The organism is Auritidibacter sp. NML100628, from assembly GCF_003185985.1.
Classification (GTDB): domain Bacteria; phylum Actinomycetota; class Actinomycetes; order Actinomycetales; family Micrococcaceae; genus Auritidibacter; species Auritidibacter ignavus.
Map to the genome: position 1 here is coordinate 23,098 of NZ_QHLP01000019.1, position 21,854 is coordinate 44,951.

19 protein-coding genes are annotated in these 21,854 nt (G+C 60.7%); 5 read left to right on the plus strand and 14 right to left on the minus strand.

Features of this window, described 5'->3' with window-relative positions:
• Window positions 1–128: 128 nt before the first annotated feature.
• Both aceB and aceA read right to left on the minus strand, forming a co-directional pair.
• Window positions 129–1,796, minus strand: a complete 1,668-nt coding sequence (aceB, locus tag DCC24_RS10840) for a malate synthase A (RefSeq protein ID WP_369860290.1) — start codon at window positions 1,794–1,796, stop codon at window positions 129–131.
• A 56-nt stretch (window positions 1,797–1,852) separates the two neighbouring features.
• On the minus strand, window positions 1,853–3,145 hold the full coding sequence (gene aceA, locus DCC24_RS10845; protein WP_110099925.1) for an isocitrate lyase: 1,293 nt from the start codon (window positions 3,143–3,145) through the stop codon (window positions 1,853–1,855).
• A 439-nt stretch (window positions 3,146–3,584) separates the two neighbouring features.
• Between aceA and DCC24_RS10850 the strand changes: the two genes are divergently transcribed.
• The 3 genes from DCC24_RS10850 to DCC24_RS10860 all read left to right on the plus strand — a co-directional run bounded on the left by DCC24_RS10850 (window position 3,585) and on the right by DCC24_RS10860 (window position 6,869).
• Window positions 3,585–4,589, plus strand: a complete 1,005-nt coding sequence (locus DCC24_RS10850) for a magnesium and cobalt transport protein CorA (RefSeq protein WP_158524669.1) — start codon at window positions 3,585–3,587, stop codon at window positions 4,587–4,589.
• A gap of 36 nt (window positions 4,590–4,625) precedes the next feature.
• Entirely contained in the window at window positions 4,626–6,110 is a 1,485-nt protein-coding gene (locus DCC24_RS10855; RefSeq protein ID WP_110099927.1) for a helix-turn-helix transcriptional regulator, read from the plus strand.
• 201 nt (window positions 6,111–6,311) lie between these two features.
• On the plus strand, window positions 6,312–6,869 hold the full coding sequence (locus tag DCC24_RS10860) for a CarD family transcriptional regulator (RefSeq protein WP_110099928.1): 558 nt from the start codon (window positions 6,312–6,314) through the stop codon (window positions 6,867–6,869).
• A gap of 112 nt (window positions 6,870–6,981) precedes the next feature.
• On the opposite strand, the gene DCC24_RS10865 is transcribed toward DCC24_RS10860, so the two are convergent.
• Entirely contained in the window at window positions 6,982–8,106 is a 1,125-nt protein-coding gene (locus DCC24_RS10865) for a YihY/virulence factor BrkB family protein (protein ID WP_233487961.1), read from the minus strand.
• A gap of 92 nt (window positions 8,107–8,198) precedes the next feature.
• Window positions 8,199–9,206, minus strand: a complete 1,008-nt coding sequence (locus DCC24_RS10870; RefSeq protein WP_110099929.1) for a YeiH family protein — start codon at window positions 9,204–9,206, stop codon at window positions 8,199–8,201.
• A 264-nt stretch (window positions 9,207–9,470) separates the two neighbouring features.
• Here DCC24_RS10870 and DCC24_RS10875 point away from each other — a divergent pair, with 264 nt between their 5' ends.
• Entirely contained in the window at window positions 9,471–10,637 is a 1,167-nt protein-coding gene (locus DCC24_RS10875; protein ID WP_110099930.1) for a thermonuclease family protein, read from the plus strand.
• A gap of 132 nt (window positions 10,638–10,769) precedes the next feature.
• Here the strand turns inward: DCC24_RS10875 and thiD are convergent, their stop codons facing one another.
• From thiD to DCC24_RS10890, 3 genes are all read right to left on the minus strand, one after another.
• The gene (gene thiD, locus DCC24_RS10880) at window positions 10,770–11,591 is read right to left on the minus strand and encodes a bifunctional hydroxymethylpyrimidine kinase/phosphomethylpyrimidine kinase (protein WP_233492071.1); all 822 of its coding nucleotides are present in this window, start codon (window positions 11,589–11,591) and stop codon (window positions 10,770–10,772) included.
• Between the two features lie 70 nt (window positions 11,592–11,661).
• Window positions 11,662–12,180, minus strand: coding sequence for a hypothetical protein (locus tag DCC24_RS10885; protein WP_199446276.1), 519 nt, complete (start codon window positions 12,178–12,180; stop codon window positions 11,662–11,664).
• 11 nt (window positions 12,181–12,191) lie between these two features.
• A complete protein-coding gene (locus tag DCC24_RS10890; protein ID WP_110099932.1) occupies window positions 12,192–13,304 on the minus strand; it encodes a class I SAM-dependent methyltransferase in 1,113 nt (370 codons plus the stop codon).
• Window positions 13,305–13,619: 315 nt separating this feature from the next.
• On the opposite strand from DCC24_RS10890, the gene DCC24_RS10895 reads away from it, so the two are divergent.
• Window positions 13,620–14,411, plus strand: coding sequence for a queuosine precursor transporter (locus DCC24_RS10895; RefSeq protein ID WP_369860293.1), 792 nt, complete (start codon window positions 13,620–13,622; stop codon window positions 14,409–14,411).
• On the opposite strand, the gene tgt is transcribed toward DCC24_RS10895, so the two are convergent.
• From tgt to DCC24_RS10930, 7 genes are all read right to left on the minus strand, one after another.
• Window positions 14,351–15,730 carry a tRNA guanosine(34) transglycosylase Tgt gene (gene tgt / locus DCC24_RS10900; protein ID WP_110099933.1) on the minus strand — a complete coding sequence of 460 codons (1,380 nt, stop codon included), beginning with the start codon at window positions 15,728–15,730 and terminating at the stop codon, window positions 14,351–14,353. The genes DCC24_RS10895 and tgt overlap by 61 nt on opposite strands.
• A gap of 78 nt (window positions 15,731–15,808) precedes the next feature.
• On the minus strand, window positions 15,809–17,194 hold the full coding sequence (locus DCC24_RS10905) for an FAD-dependent oxidoreductase (protein ID WP_110099934.1): 1,386 nt from the start codon (window positions 17,192–17,194) through the stop codon (window positions 15,809–15,811).
• Window positions 17,191–17,541 (minus strand): non-heme iron oxygenase ferredoxin subunit, encoded by a 351-nt coding sequence (locus tag DCC24_RS10910; RefSeq protein ID WP_110099935.1) that lies wholly within the window; start codon window positions 17,539–17,541, stop codon window positions 17,191–17,193. The genes DCC24_RS10905 and DCC24_RS10910 overlap by 4 nt, the downstream gene beginning before the upstream one ends.
• A gap of 117 nt (window positions 17,542–17,658) precedes the next feature.
• Entirely contained in the window at window positions 17,659–18,198 is a 540-nt protein-coding gene (locus DCC24_RS10915; protein ID WP_110099936.1) for an NUDIX hydrolase family protein, read from the minus strand.
• A 41-nt stretch (window positions 18,199–18,239) separates the two neighbouring features.
• Entirely contained in the window at window positions 18,240–20,117 is a 1,878-nt protein-coding gene (locus tag DCC24_RS10920) for a hypothetical protein (RefSeq protein WP_110099937.1), read from the minus strand.
• A gap of 137 nt (window positions 20,118–20,254) precedes the next feature.
• Window positions 20,255–21,322 (minus strand): pseudouridine synthase, encoded by a 1,068-nt coding sequence (locus DCC24_RS10925; RefSeq protein ID WP_110099938.1) that lies wholly within the window; start codon window positions 21,320–21,322, stop codon window positions 20,255–20,257.
• A gap of 21 nt (window positions 21,323–21,343) precedes the next feature.
• Window positions 21,344–21,838: a zinc finger domain-containing protein gene (locus DCC24_RS10930; RefSeq protein WP_110099946.1), complete on the minus strand. Its 495-nt coding sequence runs from the start codon at window positions 21,836–21,838 to the stop codon at window positions 21,344–21,346.
• Window positions 21,839–21,854 lie beyond the last annotated feature (16 nt).

The window sequence follows — 21,854 nt, forward strand, 5'->3', positions numbered from 1 at the left end:
GTTAGGTGGCTGCAACACCGAGACTGAACACACTGCCTGTGTAGATCAACAGCGGGCCCGGCCAGAGAGTGTCTGGTCGGGCCCGCTGTGCTGTGTGCTCGGGGTTGTGCTCTAGGTCCCCAGGTGCCTCAGACGGCGACGCGGGTGTTGGCGTCAGCTGCCAGGTAGGCGTTGTAAGCCGGGATGGTCAAGAATTCAGGGAACTCTTCGGCGAAGACCACGGCGGAAAAGACCTCCTGGGCCTCAGTGATCCGATCCTGGTCTGACCGATCCGCAGCAGACACGATCTCGTTGATGAGCTCATCGACCCACTCGCGGGTTACGGTGCGTTCGGACCCCTGCGCGGTCGTGGCCGTGGCCTCGGTTCGGATCCACTGCCACAGCTGGGAGCGGGAAATCTCGGCGGTGGCAGCGTCTTCCATCAGGTCGTTGATGCTGGCTCCACCGTGACCGCGCAACCAGGCGTCCAAGTAGTGGATACCGGCCTCGATATTGGTGCGAATGCCAGCTTCGGTGATCGCCCCGGTGGTGGCTTTCACGTTCAGCAACGCCTCAGCATCCGGGACCACATCCTCTCGTTTGCGCGTGCGAATCTGGTGCGGGGTCTCAAAGAGCAACTCGTCGTAGACCCGCATGCACACCGGCACCAGATCTGGGTGAGCCACCCAGGAACCGTCGAAACCGTCCGCAGCTTCACGGGACTTCTCCTCGCGCACCTTCTCCAGAGCGATCCGGTGTTTGACGGGGTCCGACTTATCCGGCACATAGGCTGCCATCCCGCCAATGGCGTGAGCACCACGACGGTGGCAGGTACGCACCAGCAACTCGGTGTAGGCCCGCATCATCGGTTGTTGCATGGTGACATCGGAACGATCCGGGAGCACGAACTCGTCGGAGGAGTCCTGGAAGTTCTTGATGATCGAGAAAATGTAATCCCACCGACCAGCGTTCAACCCGGCAGAGTGATCGCGTAACTGATACAGAATCTCATCCATCTGGAAGGCTGCAGTGATGGTCTCGATCAACACCGTGGCCCGGATGGTTCCGTGGGGAATGTTCAGGTAGTCCTGGGACTTGGTGAACACGTCATTCCACCAGCGAGCTTCCAGATGGTGTTCCAGTTTGGGCAGGTAGAAGTAGGGGCCACGGCCCAGGTGTACCAGCTCGTGCGCGTTATGGAAGAAGAACAGCCCGAAAGCCATCAGCGCTCCGGCGATCGGCTGATCTTCGACCACGATGTGGCTCTCGTCCAGGTGCAACCCCCGCGGCCGCGGGAGGATCGTTGGAGACTGCGCTAGGGCTGGTTTCTTGAGCTTGTAGGTCCGACCGGTAGTCTGGTCGGTGTGGCGGATCTGGCCACGGATCGCCTCGTAGAGGTTCCGCTGGCCTTCGATCATGTTCTCCCAGGTGGGAGTACAGGCATCTTCGAAATCAGCCAGCCAGCATTTGGCCCCGGAGTTCAGGGCGTTGATGGTCATTTTCCGATCCACCGGTCCGGCAATTTCGGCACGGCGGTCTTTCAGACCGGGTGCCAGTGGAGCAACGCGCCAGGAATCATCATCACGAATCTTCTTCGTGGTGCTCTCAAATCCCGGACGCGCCCCAGCCGCAATGGCTGCGCGCACCTGCTGACGCGCTACCAAGAGTTCTTGACGCTTGGGCTCCATCGTGGTGTGGAGGTAGGCCAGAAACTCCAGGGCCGCATCGGACAGTAGCGGCTGAGTGGCTTCGGAGACCTCGCCGAGCACGCTGACGGTCAGTCCCGAAGAGGTAGTGTAGCGAATCTGGCTGGTCATGATCATCACGTCCTATCTGGCTGGCTGATTTCTGAAGAATCAGTGGTGGTGAGGGATTAGAACTGTCCAGACTCCGTCGAACCGGCCAGAGCGACCGTGGAGGAATCCGGGTTGACAGCGGTGGAGATCGCGTCGAAGTAGCCGGTGCCGACTTCGCGCTGGTGCTTGGTAGCGGTGTAACCCTGTGGCTCGGCAGCGAACTCGCGCTGCTGCAACTCGACGTACGCTGACATCTGGCGCTCCTTGTAGCCACGCGCCAGGTCGAACATCGAGTAGTTCAGGGCGTGGAAGCCCGCCAGAGTGATGAACTGGAAGGTGTAGCCCATCGCAGCCAGTTCGCGCTGGAACTTCGCGATGGTCTCATCATCCAGGTTCTTCTTCCAGTTGAAGGACGGTGAGCAGTTGTAGGCCAGCATCTGGTCGGGGTGCTCGGCCTTGACAGCCTCGGCAAACTCACGAGCCAGCTCAAGATCCGGAGTACCGGTTTCCATCCAGATCAAATCGGCGTACTCTGCGTAGGCCTTCGCACGAGCGATGCAGGGCTCCAGGCCGTTGCGCACCTCGTAGAAGCCTTCAGCGGTGCGACCACCGGTCAGGAACTGCTGGTCGCGTTCATCGACGTCGCTGGTCAGCAAGGTGGCGGCTTCAGCGTCAGTGCGGGCGATGATCACCGAGGGAACATCGGCGACGTCGGCGGCCAGACGGGCAGCGTTGAGAGTGCGCACGTGCTGGTTGGTCGGAACCAGCACTTTACCGCCGAGGTGACCACACTTCTTCTCGGAAGCCAGTTGGTCTTCCCAGTGCACACCGGAAGCACCGGCGGTGATCATGGCCTTCATCAGTTCATAGGCATTCAGTGGGCCACCGAAGCCAGCCTCAGCATCGGCCACGATCGGCACCAGCCAGTCTTCGACAGTCTGGATGCCCTCGGAGAACTCGATCTGATCCGCCCGCAACAGTGCGTTGTTGATCCGGCGGACGACCTGCGGGACCGAGTTAGCCGGGTACAGCGACTGGTCTGGGTAGGTCTGGCCGGCCAGGTTAGCGTCAGCAGCCACCTGCCAACCAGACAGGTAGATGGCCCGCAGTCCAGCCTTGACCTGCTGAACAGCCTGATTACCGGTCAGCGCGCCCAGAGCGTTGGTCCACTCACCTTGAGGGTGCTCGGTAGTCAGTTGCTCCCAGAGCTTCTCCGATCCGCGACGCGCCAGAGTGTGCTCTTCCTGCACACGACCACGCAACTTCACGACCTCGTCGGCCGAGTAGGTGCGCTTGACGTTCGCCCAACGAGGGTTGGTGTCCCAGTCGTGCTGGATCTGCTCTGCGGAAGCGGGAGTGTGCTGTGACATGATCTGAACTCCTTGAGTGTGTATCAGTGTGGCGTCTCTTGTCGTTTTCGTGACGGTTCCGAATGGTTCGGTTCCCGTCTGGGTAGTTTCTACTCTTCCGTGTTTGTCGCCAGTGGGGCAGGGGATTGTCGAAAAAAATTGCGCTTCAGATAACCATTTGGAAAAAATCTGACTTCTTTCGAACGATTCGCCCCTCATCTGCAAAATTGTGAGATGCAGAACAAAAAAAGCGACGATTTGTCGGATGGTTACCCTCATACACGCTCGCGCGCCTGCGAGAGCACGTGCGCGCACGCGAACACTCCGCGACCCGGACGGCAGGTAGCAGTGTCCCACCAACGACGCGAAGTAGTTCGGGTGCCGGTGGCGGTGACCACCGAGGCAAACCATGCAAGAATATGTAGGCCAAGGTGACAAGTAGACGATGGGAAGATGCACCATGACCTATCTCTTGCACTCCGTTGATAACGTCCAGCACGGGGCCTCGGCCCCACGATTGGAAGCACTGGAGAGTATTGAACAGATGTTCGCGCGTCTGTCGTCAGACCCCGATGCTAGGGCCCATGTGGTGGTTTCAGAACCCAGTTCGGCTGAAATTCAGCAGTGTGCCGAGTACTTTGAGCTACACGAATTAGCGGTCGAAGATACCTTGCAAGGACACCAGCGCCCCAAACTTGAACGCTACGACTCGGTACTGTTCGTCGTGCTGCACTGGGCCCAGTACGTGGACAAAACCGAAAAAATGAAGTTCGCGGAACTGCATATCTTTGTCGGCGACCGTTTCTTCCTGGTCTTCGCTGATGACCACTCACTGGCTCAGAAAGTCGTGCATTGGCTACACCGCCCCTTCCGGCGGCATGTGATGGACGCCGGGCACCCGCAAACAATGTTGTACTTCGTCTTCGACGGTATTGCTGACGGCTATGCGCCCATCATTATCGATCTCGACGATGATCTGGACGACATCGAGGACTCACTGTTTGGCGATTCGGCAACGGTGGCAACCTCGCAACGCATCTACGAGCTATTCAACGAGATCGTGAAGTTCCTGCGGGTCACTCGCCCGTTATCGCACATGATCGATCTGCTGACTCGGGGAGCCACGAAGTACGGCATGGATCAAGAATTCGCTCGTCACCTGCGTGACGTCCGCGATAATGTTACCCGTGATGTCGAACAACTCGAAGGTATTCGGGCCGCATTGCAGAATGCGCTGACCGTGGAATCTACGCTGGTGGGCCGAAAACAAAACGAGGATATGAAAAAAGTATCGGGATGGGCTGCGCTGTTCGCGGTCTCCACGGTGATTGCCGGGATTTACGGGATGAACTTTGACGACATGCCAGAACTCCATTGGTCCTTCGGATATTTGTGGGCCATTGGGCTGATGTTGACCGCGAGCCTCACCTTGTATCTGATCTTTAAGAAGAAGGGCTGGATGTAGGAGGAAAAATCCGCGGTTTTTAACTACGCTGTGATTATGGTGCAAAACACAGTAGACGATGTGACCGATACCGGCGAGGTAGCACGGCTGGATTCCGTGGTGCTGGGACGCCAATTGCGTCACCAGCGGAAGAAGGCCGGATTTACCCTGGAACATCTGGCAAGCAGGGTGGATGTTACGGCCTCTCACCTCTCCCAGATTGAGAACGGCCACCGCGAGCCGAAGCTATCACTGTTGTCTGCCTTGGCGGCAGAACTTCGCGTCTCGGTTGACGACATGCTCTCGGCTAAACCTCCGAGCAAACGAGCCGAACTGGAAATCGCGGTGGAGAAACTCCAACGATCCCCGCACTTTCACGCGCTGGGGCTTCCCGGAGTCAAGATCACCTCCCGGACTCCCACCGAGGTGCTCGAAACGATTGCGGGCTTAGCGAGCGAATTACGACGTCAAGCTGCCGAGCGGGTTGCTACGCCGGAGGAAGCTCGCCGAGCCAATGTCGCATTGCGGATGGAGATGCGTGAGCGCAACAATTACTACCCCGAGCTGGAATCAACAGCTCAAGAACTGCTGGAAGCGGTGGGCCAGCCCTCGGGGCCACTGACTCACCGCAGAATCGCAAACATTGCTGACCACCTGGGATTTTCGATCCACTTCGTCGGCTCATTGCCCCACTCCACCCGCTCGGTTACTGACCTGAAGAACCGACGATTCTATCTGCCCGGCGGACCGCACACCGACCATGACGCTCGGTCGGTCTTATTGCAGGCGATTGCGGCCTATGTGCTCGGATTCGGTGAGCCGGTGGACTATCAGGACTTTCTGAAACAGCGGGTCTACATCAACTACTGTGCTGCCGCGTTGCTCATGCCAGAAAAACCTGTGGTCAAAGAGCTGAAGGCTGCTCATCAGAACCGAGATCTGGCCATTGAGGATCTGCGAGATGGCTACGGGGTCTCCTATGAATCCGCTGCCCACCGGTTCACCAATCTGGCGACCGAACACCTGGGTATTACCCTGCACTTTCAGAAAGTGCACCAGTCCGGAGTGGTGCATAAAGCCTACGAAAACGACGGGGTGAGTTTCCCAACAGACAGTATTGGAGCCATCGAAGGCCAGCAGATTTGTCGGTACTGGACCTCCCGAGAAGTCTTTGACGTCCAGAATCGATTCCGCGCGTTCGATCAATACACTGATACCCCGGCCGGTACCTATTGGTGCACCGCCGTGGTGGAGTCTTCCGCCTCGGGTCTTTACTCGTCCTCAATTGGGGTCCCTTTCGATCAGGCGCGGTGGTTTCGTGGTCGGGATACCACCTCGCGGTCTGTCTCGCGGTGTCCGGACCCGACGTGCTGCCGCTTGCCTTCCCCGGAACTTGAAGCCGAATGGGGTGGACATGCGTGGCCCGCGGCGCGAACTAACGCCCACATTTTGGCGGCCATGCCCACCGGTGCCTTCCCGGGTGTCGATGAAGTGGAGGTCTTCCAATTCCTTCAGGAACAATCCGGTGTCGACAACGTGTAGCGCTGTCCAGCGAGGGTGAATTCGAGCCTGACATGCCACGTGCATGTCATTCTTGCTCTGAGTGATATTTTGTGGTATGCGGCCGTTTCCGTGCTAGTATGGTGTACCTCAGTAGGAAAACAGCGAGCGCTCGGTATTCCGACACTTCGTTGCAATGCCGGGCGCTTATGCTGTGCCATCAAAGAAAGGTGCATCTGCTCCATGCGTTTAACCCCAGGCAAGTTCGTCGTCCATCCGCAACACGGTCCGGCCGAAGTGGTGAGCCGCAACACCAAAAAGATCAAGGGTGAAGACGTCGACTATGTCGTCCTTGAGGTCCAGGAGCAGCGCCTGCAGATCGCTGTGCCTGAATCGAGCCTGTCGGAGATCGGTGTTCGAGACCTGTCCAGCCATACTCGGTTGCGCAAGTTGATGTCGTTGCTGGCCAAGGATGGTGACACCTTGGAAAAGCAGTGGTCCCGTCGTTTGAAAGCACTGCGCGAAAAGCTGGCTACCGGTGATTTGGACAATGTTGCCGAAGTCGCCCGGGATCTCTACCGCCGCCAGAAGGAGAAGGAGCTCTCGATGGCCGAGCGAAACCTCTATCAAGAGGCCAAGGACATGATTATCGCCGAGGTCGCTTTGGTGCTTGACGTCGATCACGACGAAGCTGAGCGCACCATCGATGGCGCGATCGACGGCGTGCCATTGACCCGGTTGGGTCTGGACCGCGGTAAAGAATCGAAGGAGGATAAGGAAAAGGAAGCCTCGATGGCCTAACAGCGCCCGGGATATTTTCCAATCCTTTTCCTCTCAGACAGCGGGGCCGGTGAGTGTGTTGCCCACCGGCCCCGCTGTCTGAGGCAGACGTTGACTTCCTCGGTGTGGTCTTTTAGTCGACGTCGCGATTTTCCGGGGCTAGTGGGTTGCTCATGGTCCGACGAAGGGTACGGGCCTCTTCGATCAGCTTGTCCTGGTCTTCCTTAGCCTTCTCAGCACCGGCGGTATCACGCGGTGGAAGCTGGACGTGGACCTCGGCAGGAATGCCGGATTCCAGCTGGCGGGCACGGAACATTTCGTGATCGATTAGGGCCCCCAGCAGCATCACCATATTGAAAATCCAGAGCACGAACAGCACCGCCATGATGGTTCCGACCGCACCGTAGGATGAGTACGAGGCAAAGTAGGTCAGGTAGATCGCCATGGCCACACCGGCAATCGCGCTACCAACCAACACCACCACGGCGCCAATGGAGAACCAAGTGAACTTCGGCTTCTGCACATTGGGGGTGAAGTGGTACATCACGGCGATGACCAGAATCAACACCAAAGCCACCACAACGTAGCGTAGCCATGCCCAGAGCGGCAAGAAGGTGTCCGTCATAAATGCCAGGACGCCTTCCAATCCTAGCGGCTCCGCAATGGGGCCGAACAGCCCATCGACGAGTGGACGGTTCAGGGCCAAAGAGATCAGGATGACGACGACACCGACCAGCACCGTTGCGGTCGTGAGCACCATGGTGAGGTTCTTCTTGATGAAGGTGCGACCTTCAGCCACCCCGTAGATGGAGTTCATGTTCCGGGAGAACGCCTTAACATAGGCCGATGCCGACCACAGTGCTGTAATCACACCGATGATCAACGCGATCACGCCACCGGTGGCCGAGTCCATCATGGTTTCCACGAGGTCTTGTACCAGCGCTTGATAGTCTTCCGGAACTGCCTGGGTGATCACATCATCGAGCATGTTCTCAATAACCTCGGCGTTGGAGGACAAGACCAAGGACAGCATGGAGAATACGGCCAGCAGACCGGGAGCCATGGACAGGACCGTGTAGTAGGTGAGCTTCGCCGACAGATCGGTTCCGCCATCGGTGCCGAATTTCTTCAGTGCCCGTTTAAAAGCGTATTTTCGGCCCGACCACGATAGGGAGTTTTTGTACAGTTTCGGGTCGGCATATTCTTGATTGCGGTCGTCCTCGTTCAAGACGCGAACGATGTCATCTCTGGCAGACAAGGTGGAGAACTCCTGAGTGATTAGGGTTTTGGGGGCCGACGATCACGCGCCGGTGACGATCGCGGTGCAACGGATTCAACTTTAGTGCACGACTAGGCTAATCGTCCTGCACCCAAGCCCCCGATGACCGTAATGATGAGCGTCGAGAGGGTAGCCAACATTATCGGGCGAGCGCCCACCTGCACCAGCGACCGGATGCGTACACCCATACCGAGCCCAAACATCGCGGTCGCCAAGAACAACGACTGGATCAGTTGGACCACCTCAAGGGCCGTCGGAGGCAGAATATCGACCGAGCGCAGTGCCACCATGATGAAGAACCCGATCACAAACCAGGGCACCAGAGCAGGACGTGATCCAGGGGCTGGGTCTTCCGGGGTGGATCGAGATGACGGGTGGCGGGAACTGAGAAATGCTATCGCTGCCAGCACGAAGGCCAGCATCATCACCCGGCCCAGTTTCACCGTCACCGCTGTGGTGGAGGCTTCTGGTCCCAGCGTCTCGGCGACCGCAACGACCTGAGCGACTTCATGAACCGATGTGCCAGCCCAGATCGCCCCTTGAGTTGTGGAAAATCCGCATAGTGCCACCAGCACCGGCATAGCGGGGATCATCAGGGTGCCGAACAGGACCACCAGCCCGATTGAGGTCGCAGTGAATTCTTTCTTGGCTTTGAGCACCGAATCCGCACCAGCCACCGCCGCAGCTCCACAAATCGAGAACCCGCTGGCAATCAGTAACCCCAGAGCGCTGGGCACCCGCAAGGCCTTGGCCAATATAACGGTGGCACCGAAGGTGATGACCACAGCGAGCACGATCAGCACAATGGTGCCCCATCCGAGTGCGAGAATCTCATCGACCGCCAGCTGAAGCCCCATGAGCACAATGCCCCAGCGCAACACCGTTTTTGATGCCACCGTGATCCCCGGTTCAACCACCTCTGGCACGGGGGCGATATTCCGCCATAACACCCCGATGACAATGGCGACCAGCAATCCGGAAACACCGGGTAGGTAGTCGCCGATGCCAGCGATCATACCCAGTGCCAGTGCTCCTATCGCGAAGGAGAGTACCAATCCGGGAAGAATGGTGCGGTTCACGATCAATCCTTATTAGGGGCTCGGTTCCCCCGGTATTTTCGATCCTGAGATGATCACGAGCAGGGGAGCAATCTCACGGACTACCCTAGCATCGCAGGCCTGCAGGCCGGTGCTTCGCCTCATGTGGCTGTTCAGCACCGGTATTCGTCGGTATTCCTCACAGCACCTCGATCATTAGCTACACTTTAGGGAGCACGTTCGATCAGAGGTACCGCCCTCTGACGTGCTGGACCCGCCCTCGTCGTCAAGTTGCTAGCGAATCTTATGTCTTCAAACCCCCGCCGCAAACGCCGCATCAACTGGTCCATCATGATCTTGTTGACCCTGGTGGCCTTGGTGTTGCTCACGTTGACTGTGCTGACGGTGGTACGAAATCTCGCCCAAGACGAGGACTCCGCGCGGATCGATGAGGTGCTGACCGGACAGTCAATGCAGATTACCGCTAACACCGGTGAGCAGGTGGTCCGCATGCAGGCCATGCGCGCCCCGGTTCCGCCTGAAGATGATGCCAGCGAAACGCTGGACACCTGTTTGCATGACGAAGCTAAAAACCAGCTCGAACAACTGGCGCCTGCCGGCTCGACGGTGAATCCCACCTACCCGGCCTATCCGAACGCCCCGAATGGCGAGGTCTGGGCGGATTTGGAGAAATCTGGCGATGATCTGGCGCTCGAAATGGTGCGTTCCGGTTATGCGGTGCCCTATACAGAAGAAGCGCAAGACGATGCTCGGGCTCAAGAGTTCAACGAGGCGCGTCAGCAGGCCTTCGAGGCCAAACGCGGGATCTACTCCAAAGATGCCGACTGTACCTTGCCGTCGCAGATCGAGCCGGTGCTGGAGGAACTCGAAGAGATTCCCGATTCGAATCTGAACGATCTTCAGGAAACCTCCGAATATATTGCAACCTTGAACGGTTTGCAGACCGAGGCCCAACAGGCTCGTTCTATTCTGGCCGCGATCCCCACGACGGGCGAGTCGGTCTCCGCCTTGGCCTGGGGCCAACTGAAAGAGACCTATATGGAGCAGATCGAGGAGAGTCTCAGCGAGATCGAGTCGAAACTTTCCGAAGCACAGCAAGCGCGGGCTTCGATGAGTAGTGAAGACGGAGGATTCGTGCCCGAAGACTCCGATGAGGGTGGTGCCGGCAACGCCGAATCACGACCCCCTAGCCCAGATTCCTCCCAGCCCGAACCGACCGAGCAGGAACTCAACGAGCAACAAGACTCCTCCGGTGATGGTGCGCAGCAACAGTCTGCACAGCAACCCCAACAGCAAGACTCTCAACAGCAGCTTCGGCAACAGTCGGCCGATCACCAAGCTGAGCCTTCCCAGCAGAACATCCGCGCGGAATTCCAGGTCGAGCAGGTTCCGTGGGAGCAGCACGACAGTCCCGTAGCACCTGCGCGACCGCAACTGGTGCAGGCTGACTAGTCACTGGCATCCTGGAAACTGCCAACCGCAGTGGAGACGATCCGCGCCGAGACGGGGATGAGCCTGGTCCACGCCGACACCCTGCTCTCTGCACTGGTCACCGCGCCGGTGGCGACGGTGTAAGCGCAACTTTTAGCGCAGTCCGCCTTGCCAGAGCGTGTCAAACGGGGTCTTGGCGCTCACCCGCTGGGCGATGCCACGAGTGACGAATTCCTTGGCCGTATACGCAGCCTCACGCGGGGAGGCACCCTTGGCCAGCTCGGCGGTGACCGCAGCCGCCAGCGAGCATCCGGCTCCGGAGACGGCATGATCGCCGACCTTCGGTGTGCTGAGCACCTCCATATCAGTTCCGTCGTAGAACACATCGACCGCCTGGTCACCTTCTAAACGGATACCACCTTTGGCCAGCACCGCTGCACCAGAGTGATCGTGGATGATCTGAGCGGCCTCCTGCAGATCCTGCACCGAGGAAATCGTCAGGCCCGACAGCTGCTCGGCCTCGAAATGGTTCGGGGTGGTGAAGGTCGCTAGCGGCAACAGTTCCGCCTTCAGCGCCTCATCGGTATCCAGGGCGTGGCCGGGCTCTTGACCCTTGCAGATTAGTACCGGATCCAGGACCACGTGCTGCCACTGTTGAGACCGCAGTGCGCGCGCCACCGTGTGAATGGTCTCCGGTGAGCCCATCATCCCCAACTTGGTGGTGTGCAACTGTCCGGCGTAGTTAGCCTGAATGGCCTCTAGCTGATCGGCGATCACCTCGGCCGGGACCGGGGTGAACCGGTGGTTCCAGTCATCGTTGGGGTCAAAGGCCACGATGCAGGTCAGCGCAATGATGCCGTAGGCCCCCAGCTCCTGGAAGGTCTTCAGATCCGCTTGCGCCCCGGCACCACCGGTGGCTTCTGAGCCGGCAATAGACAGCGCCAGTGCTGGTTCGTGGATGGAGTATTCGGTCATCGTCATATCCTCATTTCCGTCAGGGCTTTTCCTCAGATTTTCCTCCGGCAGGCCGGGTCTGATCGACCGGCTACTGTTCGTCGATGATCGAATCTTCGTCAGCCTCACCAGGGGCCAAAATGTGTCCGTCGGCATCCACCACATCGGTAAATGGGATCGCCAGCCACCGGCCTAGGGCCATCAGGATCCCGGCCGGAAACCCGACCACCGGAATCAGTAGCGGCAACAGCCCCTCGAGCCCACCGACGAGCACCACCAGCCCGTAGAGCATGCCCACCAGGGCATAGGCCAGTACGTGCACAGCCTGGTTGAGCGTGAACCGAAACAACCAGTTCACCAACAGGGTCAGTGGCAGACCCAGCACCAGACCGGCTAGCCCCACCAGGGTGAGCAACGGGGTCAGATCACCGACCTGTTCGGCCACCGGCAAGAGATTGAGGATCACGACCAGCCCGGCCATGACAATATTTGGTGCCAGCCAGGCGATGAGATAACCGTAGATCGACATCTTCAGTCGTGGCCGGCGATCGGAAGTGCCGGATTTCTTGCCCCGGGGCTGGGCAGTTTTTTGCGGAATAGGAGTGGTCATACCGGTCGGAGTTAGCCTTTCTTGCGCAACACGATCATCGCGGTCAGATCCGGTGCTTCTCGCACCAGCTCGGGGTGCTCCTGGGCCCACCGGGTTGCGATCTGCTGTTCTTCATCGCGCACACCGTCGTCCAGGATCACCACCGCACCCGGTGCCAGCCGGTCTGCCAGCGCGTTGAGGGCCGGATACCGGGCGTGTGGGCCGGTGGCTGCCGGGGGACCGTCGACGAATAACAGGTCGATCTGCTCGGGTAGTCGCGCCTGGGAGAGGTCGTACCACTGAGGTGGTTCGGCATCCTCAGCCGGCTCGGTGTCTGACGCCGGTACCTGCGGTGCCAGGGGGGCTAGCTGCAGATCCACCACCGGCTCCAGCCCGTGCAAACTCACATAACTGGCGGTGAGATCCCGGTAGTGGTTCAGGTGATCGAAAGAGTACAGTCGGCCACCGTGTGCGGTCAGATAATGGCCGAACAACAACGTGGTCGTGCCCGAGCCCAGCTCGACAATATGCTGCGGGCGAGCCTGATCGAGCAGATCGAGCAGGTATACCGCCGAACGGGCATTCAACGCCCAGTCACCGGTGGACGGCCACAGCGTGCCGGTATCGATGCGACGCTGCAAATACTGCTGGGCCTCAATCTCTTCTCGCGCGTAGCCCAGTCGCCGGTTGATGTTATTGACGTGGTTCCGCGTTTGCCGATCGAGGTGCTGGGTACCGTCCTGGACCGTCTTGAGGACCTGATCGTGACGATCTTGCGCGGTGCCACCCTGCTGGGTCAGTTGCCCGGCGACCTCATCCACCGTGGCGTTGATCTGCTCGGTCGCCGAGGCGATCGATGCGGTGCGGGCCACCGCCTCGCGCTGTTGCTCGACGACCTCGGTCAGCGCAGTCTGGACCTGATGCTGACCGAGCAGCACCTGGCGCTGTTGGTCCAGCAGCTGGGTCTCCCGCCGGGCCATCACCCTGAGCATTTTCCGATCTCGCATGCTCCAGATCCCGAGGATCGCGACCGCGATCAGGGCGGCCAGCCCCACCCACCAGCTGGCATGCAGGCCCCAGGCAATCAGGCCACCGGCCAACGCCAGGGCAAACAACGCGATCAAGATTTTGTCGATGGTACTCATCTAGACTTTCCTTCGGTTCTGTGCAACCAATGCTCTCGCCTGCGCCGTGCGCGCACAGCACAGCACGCTCAGGTGATCCCCTTCTATCCTGTCACACCCGCGTAGCCGGGGCGTGATCCGCACGCGGGGCATCTTTCCGCACCCGGGGACACCGTTGGTACACTAGCTGCGGACGCCGCCTGGGGCAGCAGGTGTGCACGGGGCCGTAGAGGCCGGTGAGACCGTCGTCGTCCAGCGCTGGCAACACGACCAGCACACGTGCCGGTACCAGCGAGCACGACTGCATCATTGACAGCACCGTCCAGGAGGATCACCGTGTCTGCCCCCGATTCTTCCACCCCCGGCTCACCCCGCTCTGGCAACGTCGGCAACTCCAAGACCTCAGCTACTGATCAATCCCGACCGATCGCCCGCTTCGCCCCGGCTGGATCCGGACTGTACGCGATCATCACCGCGATCATGGCCACCGTGTTGATCCTGTCAAATATCGGTGCATCCAAGGGCGTACAGATTGGCCCACTCGTGACCGACGGTGGCTTCTTCCTGTTCCCGCTGGCCTATATCGTCGGCGACGTGGTGGCCGAGGTCTACGGTTTCAAAAATTCCCGTCGCGCGGTGATCACCACCTTCGCGTTGTCGATCTTCGCGGTGCTGTGTTACTGGATCATCATTAATCTGCCCCCGGCCGATTTTTATGACGGCCAACAGGCCCTGGAACGCACTCTCGGGCCGGTGTGGATGATCGTGGTGGCCTCGTTGTTGGGCTTTTTGGTTGGTCAGCTCTCCAACGCCTGGTTCATGGTGCGGATGAAGCGCTCCTTTGGCGAGAAAGTCCTGTTTGGTCGTATTGCGGTCTCGACGTTGATCGGCGAATTTTTGGACACGCTGGTGTTCTGCTCGATCGCAACACCGGTGATCGGGATCGAAACCGTTGGCCAATTCGTCAACTACGTGGTCGTGGGCTTCCTGTTTAAATCCGCCGTGGAAATCATCCTCGCCCCGGTGACCATGTGGGTGATGAAGCTGATCAAACGCGCTGAACCGGCCTACGGGGTCACCGAAAAACGGGCCGAAGCCCCAGGCGGGTCCGAGGCCTCAGCAGAGTAATACCGTCCCAGCACCTGTTCTTTCAGCTCCGGGTAGGTGCCTTCGATCATGCTGGTCCGGATGGTCTCCACGAGCCGAATGACGAACCGTTCATTGTGGATCGAGATCAGCGTGTGCACCAGCAACTCTTTGGCCTTGATCAGATGTCGTAGATAGGCCCGCGAATAATGCGCGCAGGTATAGCAGTCGCACCCGGGCTGTAGCGGGGCAAAATCGTCCTTGAACTGCGCTCGCGGCAGGTTGATCCGTCCGTAGTCGGTGTAGAACGCACCGGTGCGGGCTACCCGGGTCGGCGAGACACAGTCGAAGGTATCCGCCCCCGACTCGATCGCCCACAACAAATCATCGGGTTCGGAAATCCCCAGCAGGTGACGTGGCTTGTCCTCGGGTAGTTCCTGGGCACACCAGGACACGATCGTGCCCAGGTTCTTCTTCTCCAGTGCTCCGCCGATCCCGTACCCGTCGAACCCGGCGCGGTCAGTGCCGTTATCGGTGACAAAATCAGCCTGCATGGCTGAGAGATCCTGGCACGCCTTGCGTCGCAAATCCTCGTATTGGGCGCCCTGAATCACCCCGAATAAGGCCTGATAGGGTCGATCGGACCGGTGGGCGGTGAGCCCGGCGTGGTGATCCAGACAGCGTTGGGCCCACAGCCGGGTGCGTTCCAGCGAGGTTTCTTGATATCGACGAGAATTATGCAGGGTGGTCAGCTCATCAAAAGCGAACATGATGTCCGCACCCAGCTGGTGCTGGATGTTCATCGAGATTTCCGGGCTGAATCTATGCTTGGAGCCATCCAGATGGGAGGTGAACCAGACTCCGTCATCATCCACGTGGGCCAGTCGGTTCTTGCCGGCCGCGGTGTCGTCATCGGACCCGGTCCCGTTGGGAGCATGCGGTCCGGACATATCGATCACTTTCTTGAATCCCGACCCCAGGCTCATCACCTGGAACCCTCCCGAATCGGTGAAGGTGGGTCCCGACCAATTCATGAACTGACCCAGTCCGCCGGCTCGATCGACCAGCTCGGCCCCTGGTTGCAGGTAGAGATGATACGCATTGCCCAGCAACGCCTGCGCGCCGATGGCTGACATCTGCTCGGGGGCGACGGCCTTCACGGAGGCCTGAGTCGCCACCGGGATGAACGCCGGGGTCTGGATCTGCCCGTGCGGGGTGTGGATCACCCCGGTGCGACCCAGACCGGAGTCCATCCGGGTCTGGATGCTGAAGCTGACGTCCCGCGGGCTTGGGTGGTGGGTGGGAACCACCGCGGGGGTGGGATCGCTGGGTTGGCGACGGGTCTGTGGGTAATCTGCCATCTCTGTCATGATAGAGCCCCGGTTGGTCGACGTGTTAACCGTACGAGGCCAGCACCTTAGCGGGACCGGGTGAGCGTTTCACCGATTTCGGATGAGTGAGCGCAGGTTCAGGTCCGGATCGGCCAGGTCCACCGGGTCGATGACGATCCCGCGTTGCATCAATCGGGTGGCCGCCCGTAGCACCAACGGTTGGTTGAGTGCCGCTACCGCGCATAACCGGTGTTGCGGATCGAGCACGAAGCTGGCGTGCTCGCGTCGCTGTCCGCCACTGGCTGCGCTACCATGCAGCGGGCTTTCGTCCTCATGGATCGGACGGCGCCAACGCTCGATGAGCTGATATCCGGGCCGAGCGGCCAGGGTCATCTCGCCCAGGGCCCCGGCGTGCGTGTCGTAGCGATCCGTCCAGATCCAACGCGGAGCCACGCGGTGGTGTTCGTTCTGCTTGGGCAGGACCTGGTCCGGTTCGGCGGTCGGGCTGGTATCGAGGAGGTCGGCGACCGCCCGCTGAGCAGAACGCACCGCCTGATCCCAGTGCTTGACCCCCGGGGTGAGATCCCCGATCGCGTACACCCCGCAGACACCGTCCACCCGTTGCCGGTCATCGACGGCAACGCCGTCGGTGACCGGCAACCCGGCCTGCTCGGCCAGTTGCGTATTGGGTACCGTCCCGACCGCGGCGAGCACCAGATCCGTCTGGGCCGTGAACCCTTCCGGGAGCGCATCGGCCTGCAGATACTGCTGAATCAGCTCGACCCCGTGCCGGGCATGGTCGGCGTCGAGTAGCTCGGCAATAGTGTCCCCGAAAATCTCCGCAGCCTGCCGATGGTGTGGTTGATACAGTCGCACCGCAGCTCCGAGCTGATGCACCCCGGCGGCCAGTTCTGCGGCCAACAGCCCGGCACCGGCCACGCTGATGCGCAGTGGGGGTGACGAATGGGACTCCTCAGCTCGGGAGGTGATCAGTTGCCGGATTCTGTCGACGTCGGTGTGGTCCCGTACGGTGAGTACCGGCAAAGGCTCGCCGTCTTGATCGGCTAGCGAGTGCTCGAAGGGTGCCGGGGAGGCCCCGGTAGCCAGAATGACCACCTCGGCCGAGAGCTGTTGACCGTCCCCGGTGCGGATCAGGTGTGTGGATCTCGTTGCTGCGGTGGCCACCGATCCGGCCGTCTGCTCAGCACGGCGGTGCCCCAGGTGTAGCTCGGTCGCGACCGCCTGCACCCAGCGGATCTGGTGCTGCTCGGCCCAGTGTGCACCGCCCAAGCGTAGACCGGGCTCGTCGAGCGCCCCGGTGAGATAATCTCCGGAGACCGGTGGTCGATCATAAGGGTAGGGGTTCGGGTCGATCACGGTGATCGCCCCGGCATAGCCGCGTTCGCGCAGGGTGTGCGCGGCGGTGAATCCAGCGACCGAACCACCGATGATGGCGACCGACCCGGGCGTTGCCGGCTCCGCTGTGGTGCTCATGCCTCGGTCCCGTCGGCGGGCACTCCCGGGTAAAGGATCAGGCGCCCGTCGACCACCTCAACCCGGTGGGTGGGAGCAGCCACGGTGGCGGGCAGGCCCAGAGCCTTGCCAGTGGCCAGACAGAAGGGGGAACCGTGCAGGGGGCATTCCACCGTTCCGTCTTCGATCCACCCTTCGGCCAGAGAAGCGTTACCGTGGGTGCACCGGTCGTTGAGCGCGAAGAATCCGGTTTCGTCGTGAAAAATGGTGATTGGCACGGTGCCGGTGGTGCTGGCCGGAACCAGTAGTGTCTCCTCCACCGGCAGATCCGCGGCTGCGCCGACATCGAGCCCAGGCTGGTCAGTCATCTTCGCTACCTTTTCGAGATTCTAGATGGATGTGAGGTTGGGATGGATGTGAGGTTGGGACGGATGGGAGAGCAGACTGCAGCCACTGCCCGGTCGGAGGATCCCAGCACGGACGGGTTAGCGCCCCCAGTTCACGCTGGCCAAGGCCTGCTGGATAATCCGTCCCCGCCCGCCGACGAATTCGGACTGGATGTCTTCAGCCATGGCTTCCTCCGGGGTCAGCCAGCTGAGCTCCAGGGCATCCTGGCGTGGCTGACATTCTCCGGTCACCGGCACTAAATAGCACAACGCCACCGCGTGCTGACGGTCATCGGTCAACTCGGTTTCGGAAGGATGGGGGAAGTACTCCGCGACGGTAAACGGTCGCAGATCGGCTGGAATTTGTGGTAATGCCAGCGGGCCGAGGTCCTTTTCCAGATGCCGCATCAACGCTGCCCGCAGCGTTTCCCGGTACATCACCCGACCGGAGACAAACGTCCGTCGCAGGTGCCCGTCTCCATCGGCCACGTAGAGTAACCCGATCTGGGAGACATATCCCAGAGGATCGACCCGGACCGGGATCGCCTCCACGTAGACCATCGGCAACCGTCGCCGGGCCTCGTAGAGGTCCTCATCGGAGAGCCAACCGGGATGTGGATCTGGGGTACGAACGCTCATAGTTCTTTTCTACCAGCCCGGTGGGTCCGACAACACCGGATTCAGCCTCCAGCAATCGAGGTCGATGTCGGGCTGTTCTCGGGGTCTGTTGCGAGCCCGCCCTCGAGACTACCCTGAGGCTCATCATCGAATTGGTTAAGGTAGCGTTTTTCGGCCTGCGCAATCCGCCAGCGCCGGTTTTCGGTTGCCAACAACACCACGAAACCTCCCAGCAATGCCACCGCGGCGATCAAGACCGAGGGATTGGATCCGAACAGGCGCACCCCGATGATGGCAGCTAGCCCCCAGGCCATGCCGACGACGATCACCACGCGCCCTCGTTCGGTCATCGACACCATGGGAACGAACAGCATCAGTGCCATCAGAATGACGATTGCCCACACGGATTCGGGCAACCACAGCAGGTGGAGTACGTCCCAGATCCCGGCCACAGTCAGCAGTTGGGAGGCCATAAACACCAGCGCCCACCCGGTCAACAGCCCGATCGGGGCGTCGGTGAACAGTTGCTCGCCCTGGGTTCGCGAGGTGTGTAAATTCAGGTTCCGGACCGCAGTGACCAGCAGCGCGCAGAGCAATATCCACACGATGATTTCCAGTCCCCACGGTTCGATATGGACCAGTGCGAACCACAGGGCCAGGGCAAACATGGCGTTGGCCATGAGCCACCCGGTGCGCCGTTGTCGGGAGGCCGACCGTTGCGAGGGGGTCCACTGGTGCACGGTGTACAGTCCGGTGGCGATCCACAGCACCGGCCAGATCGTGACGTGCCAATTTGCCATCGATAACAGGGTTGCCGACGAATGGTAGGCCCCATCATTGACCTGGGACAGTGGCTCGGTGCCACCGATCCACCCCAGACCCACCAGCCCACCGATCACGAACAGCACCCAGGCGATGGTCACGATCACCCGACGGACGCTATCGAGTCGTTCCGGTTGGGGATCCTGCCGTTCCGGAAGCAGGTAGGGCGGAATGTAGCCGGAACCATCGCCAAGCCCCAGTGGGTCGTGGGCATCGTCACCGGTGTCGGTTTGGTCTGTGCGTAGCTGGGCCTGCTTGGCCTCAATCGCTTGGGCCTTTTCCACGATCCGGTCACGACGTCGCCACTCCGGCAAGAGTGATCGGGCCCGAGACAGCAGTTGTTGATCGGAGAGTTCTTCCCCGGGCCGTTGCAACATGGGCCGGTGATCGGGGGCCGGTACATAATCGGTGCCGTCTAGTTCGCGCGCTGCGGTCACCAAAGCCTGGGTCTCGCGTTCTTGCTGCGCCTTGAGCAACTCCATCTCGGCCAACCGTTGGCGTTCCCTCTCCTCGGCAGCGCGCTCGGCTGCCTGGACCGCTAAGATCTGTTGGATCTCGGCGACCTCGGCCTCGAGTCGTTCCCGCTCTTCCCGCGCCCTTCGTTCCGCTGCGGCTTGCTCTGCCGCGCGACGCTTCTTCAGCGTCTGTCGGGCCCGATGTTTGAGCCAGTGCCGCCGTAGCCGGGCTGGCGTATCAGCAATATCGGCCTCGACCTTGTCCATATCTGGTCCGCCGAATGAATCCAACCACGTGGTTAGCCGGGTCCCCAGGGTGTCTTTGCGCTGTTCTTCTCCGGAACCGGTATTGAAGCTCACCGTCCACAGGGCTTTGTCTTCGGCCGAGACCTCCGGGGACTTCCTGGCCGGCTCATCAGGGGCGGGTTCAGTAGGCTCAACGGGTTCCGTAGACTCTGTTGGTGTTGCTGGTGTTGCGCCGGGTTCCTGCTCCGCGCTCGGATCAGCCGAGGTTGGGGTCGGCGACTCGGTCTCGGGAGAGTCCTCGACGGCCGAGTCTTCGAACTGTTGCTGGTCAAAGGGCTCGCGCGACGTTGACGAAGAACTTTTCAGGCGCGACAAGGCCTCGGATGCGGCGGTGTCGTGACCGTGCTCATCGTTCATCAGCAGGGCATCCTTTGCTGTGGTGTGGGGACGTTGCCGAGAACCCGCCGGGTTCTGTCAGGGATATCTCAGGCTACCCAATCATCCTGAATTATTCATCAAAGACGCTGGACGTTGCCGGATTGTGATCTTGGGGTTTACCGAGGTTGATATGCGAGTCGTCGATCGGTCTGAAATCGGCGGGCCTGACCGCTGAGCGGATCGATAAACTCCAGGGTGCTGGCCAGTAACTGCAATGGCCGATCCATCTCATCGGGGGCCTGAACTAAAAGCTCGGGGTAGAGCCGGTCGTGCAGGATCGGGGTACCCAATTGGGCCAAATGCACCCGCAACTGGTGGGTGCGCCCCGTGCGTGGTTCCAACCGCACCCATCCCAGCCCGTGGTGCGGGACCGGACCCTGGGCATCTTTCGCCCCCAACCACGAGATCCGGGTCTGGGCATTCGGTCCGGTGGTGGGATCGTGACTGCGCCGGCGTTTGCCGATTCGCGGTGGGTCGAGTCGACCCGAATCGGCCACCGGATAGTCCTGGACATCCACCGTGATCACGCCCCGAGTTTTGATGATCCGGTTGCGATACACCAGCGGTAAACGTCGGCACTGCTGAATCGCCCGATCCGGATCCTCATCGAGCCGCACGATCGCCTGATAGGTTTTGGTCACCCGCCGCTGCGCGAAGAGCATCTGATAGGCCCCACGGGTGGCCGGATTAGTGGAGAACAGCAGCACCCCAGCGGTGGCCCGATCTAACCGGTGTAGCGGCACCAGATCGGAATGACCGGTCGCCACCCGGAGCTTGACCAGCGCGGACTCCTTCACAAAACGCCCGCCGGGAGTGGTGGGCATGAAGTGCGGTTTATCCACCACCAGCAGGTGCTCATCTTCGAACAGCACCTGGACCGACTCCGGTAGTGGTTGCTCGTCTGGCACCGTGCGGTAATACCAGATGAACTCGTGGGATCCCAAGGGCTGCTCCCACCCCACCGGATCGCCGGTGATCGTGACCACCTCCCCGGAGTCGAACCGCTCACGTAGCGTGGCGGGATCCACGTGGTCGAATCGGGCCATCATGTACTCAGCAATGGTGCGCGGGGGAGTGGGCCGGTACTGTTCGGCGAGCTCGGCGAGTTGGTTGGCGGTGACCGGTAGGTGCAACCGGGTGGGATTGATCCCGTCTTTGACCGGTAGCGGTGGCGTCATGGCCATGGGGTGAGCCCTCCTGGTGTCCTACTGATGTTGGCACGCCGGGCACCAGTATAAATCTCGGCCCGCCAGCCTGTCGTGCTGGATCACGGCACCACAGCGCGGGCAGGGCGCCCCGGTGCGCGGATAAACCCAGAACCGCCCGCGCCCTCGCGTGCGCGCGGATGCGCCCGTGCGCGTGGACGCGTGTTCGGGCCCGGCACCACTATTGGCCAGCATCAGCGCGCGGGCTAAATCCACCACCGCGCCCAGCAGGACCGGATCACGATCACCGGCGGGAGTATGTGGAGCCAGCCGGGCCACAAACAGCACCTCGCACCGGTAAATATTGCCGATTCCGGCCAGGATGGACTGATCCAACAGCGCGATCCCCACCGAGCGCACACCGGTGATCCGGCTTCCGGTCAGCTCCGCGGTCGCGTAGCGCCGGGTGCGTACATCGGAGTCGGTGATAATCTGCCCGCGCAACAACGGGTCCAGTTGGCCGGCGAGATGGAAAAGTGTGTCGCCTTCGGGCATCGCAACTACTTTCGGG

Excerpts from the sequence above, each read along its gene's own strand:
- aceB (WP_369860290.1), bottom strand. The coding sequence starts at position 1,796 with ATGACCAGCCAGATTCGCTACACTACCTCTTCGGGACTGACCGTCAGC.
- aceA (WP_110099925.1), bottom strand. The coding sequence starts at position 3,145 with ATGTCACAGCACACTCCCGCTTCCGCAGAGCAGATCCAGCACGACTGG.
- DCC24_RS10850 (WP_158524669.1), top strand. The coding sequence starts at position 3,585 with ATGACCTATCTCTTGCACTCCGTTGATAACGTCCAGCACGGGGCCTCG.
- DCC24_RS10855 (WP_110099927.1), top strand. The coding sequence starts at position 4,626 with ATGGTGCAAAACACAGTAGACGATGTGACCGATACCGGCGAGGTAGCA.
- DCC24_RS10860 (WP_110099928.1), top strand. The coding sequence starts at position 6,312 with ATGCGTTTAACCCCAGGCAAGTTCGTCGTCCATCCGCAACACGGTCCG.
- DCC24_RS10875 (WP_110099930.1), top strand. The coding sequence starts at position 9,471 with ATGTCTTCAAACCCCCGCCGCAAACGCCGCATCAACTGGTCCATCATG.
- thiD (WP_233492071.1), bottom strand. The coding sequence starts at position 11,591 with ATGACCGAATACTCCATCCACGAACCAGCACTGGCGCTGTCTATTGCC.
- DCC24_RS10885 (WP_199446276.1), bottom strand. The coding sequence starts at position 12,180 with ATGACCACTCCTATTCCGCAAAAAACTGCCCAGCCCCGGGGCAAGAAA.
- DCC24_RS10890 (WP_110099932.1), bottom strand. The coding sequence starts at position 13,304 with ATGAGTACCATCGACAAAATCTTGATCGCGTTGTTTGCCCTGGCGTTG.
- tgt (WP_110099933.1), bottom strand. The coding sequence starts at position 15,730 with ATGGCAGATTACCCACAGACCCGTCGCCAACCCAGCGATCCCACCCCC.
- DCC24_RS10905 (WP_110099934.1), bottom strand. The coding sequence starts at position 17,194 with ATGAGCACCACAGCGGAGCCGGCAACGCCCGGGTCGGTCGCCATCATC.
- DCC24_RS10910 (WP_110099935.1), bottom strand. The coding sequence starts at position 17,541 with ATGACTGACCAGCCTGGGCTCGATGTCGGCGCAGCCGCGGATCTGCCG.
- DCC24_RS10915 (WP_110099936.1), bottom strand. The coding sequence starts at position 18,198 with ATGAGCGTTCGTACCCCAGATCCACATCCCGGTTGGCTCTCCGATGAG.
- DCC24_RS10920 (WP_110099937.1), bottom strand. The coding sequence starts at position 20,117 with ATGAACGATGAGCACGGTCACGACACCGCCGCATCCGAGGCCTTGTCG.
- DCC24_RS10925 (WP_110099938.1), bottom strand. The coding sequence starts at position 21,322 with ATGGCCATGACGCCACCGCTACCGGTCAAAGACGGGATCAATCCCACC.
- DCC24_RS10930 (WP_110099946.1), bottom strand. The coding sequence starts at position 21,838 with ATGCCCGAAGGCGACACACTTTTCCATCTCGCCGGCCAACTGGACCCG.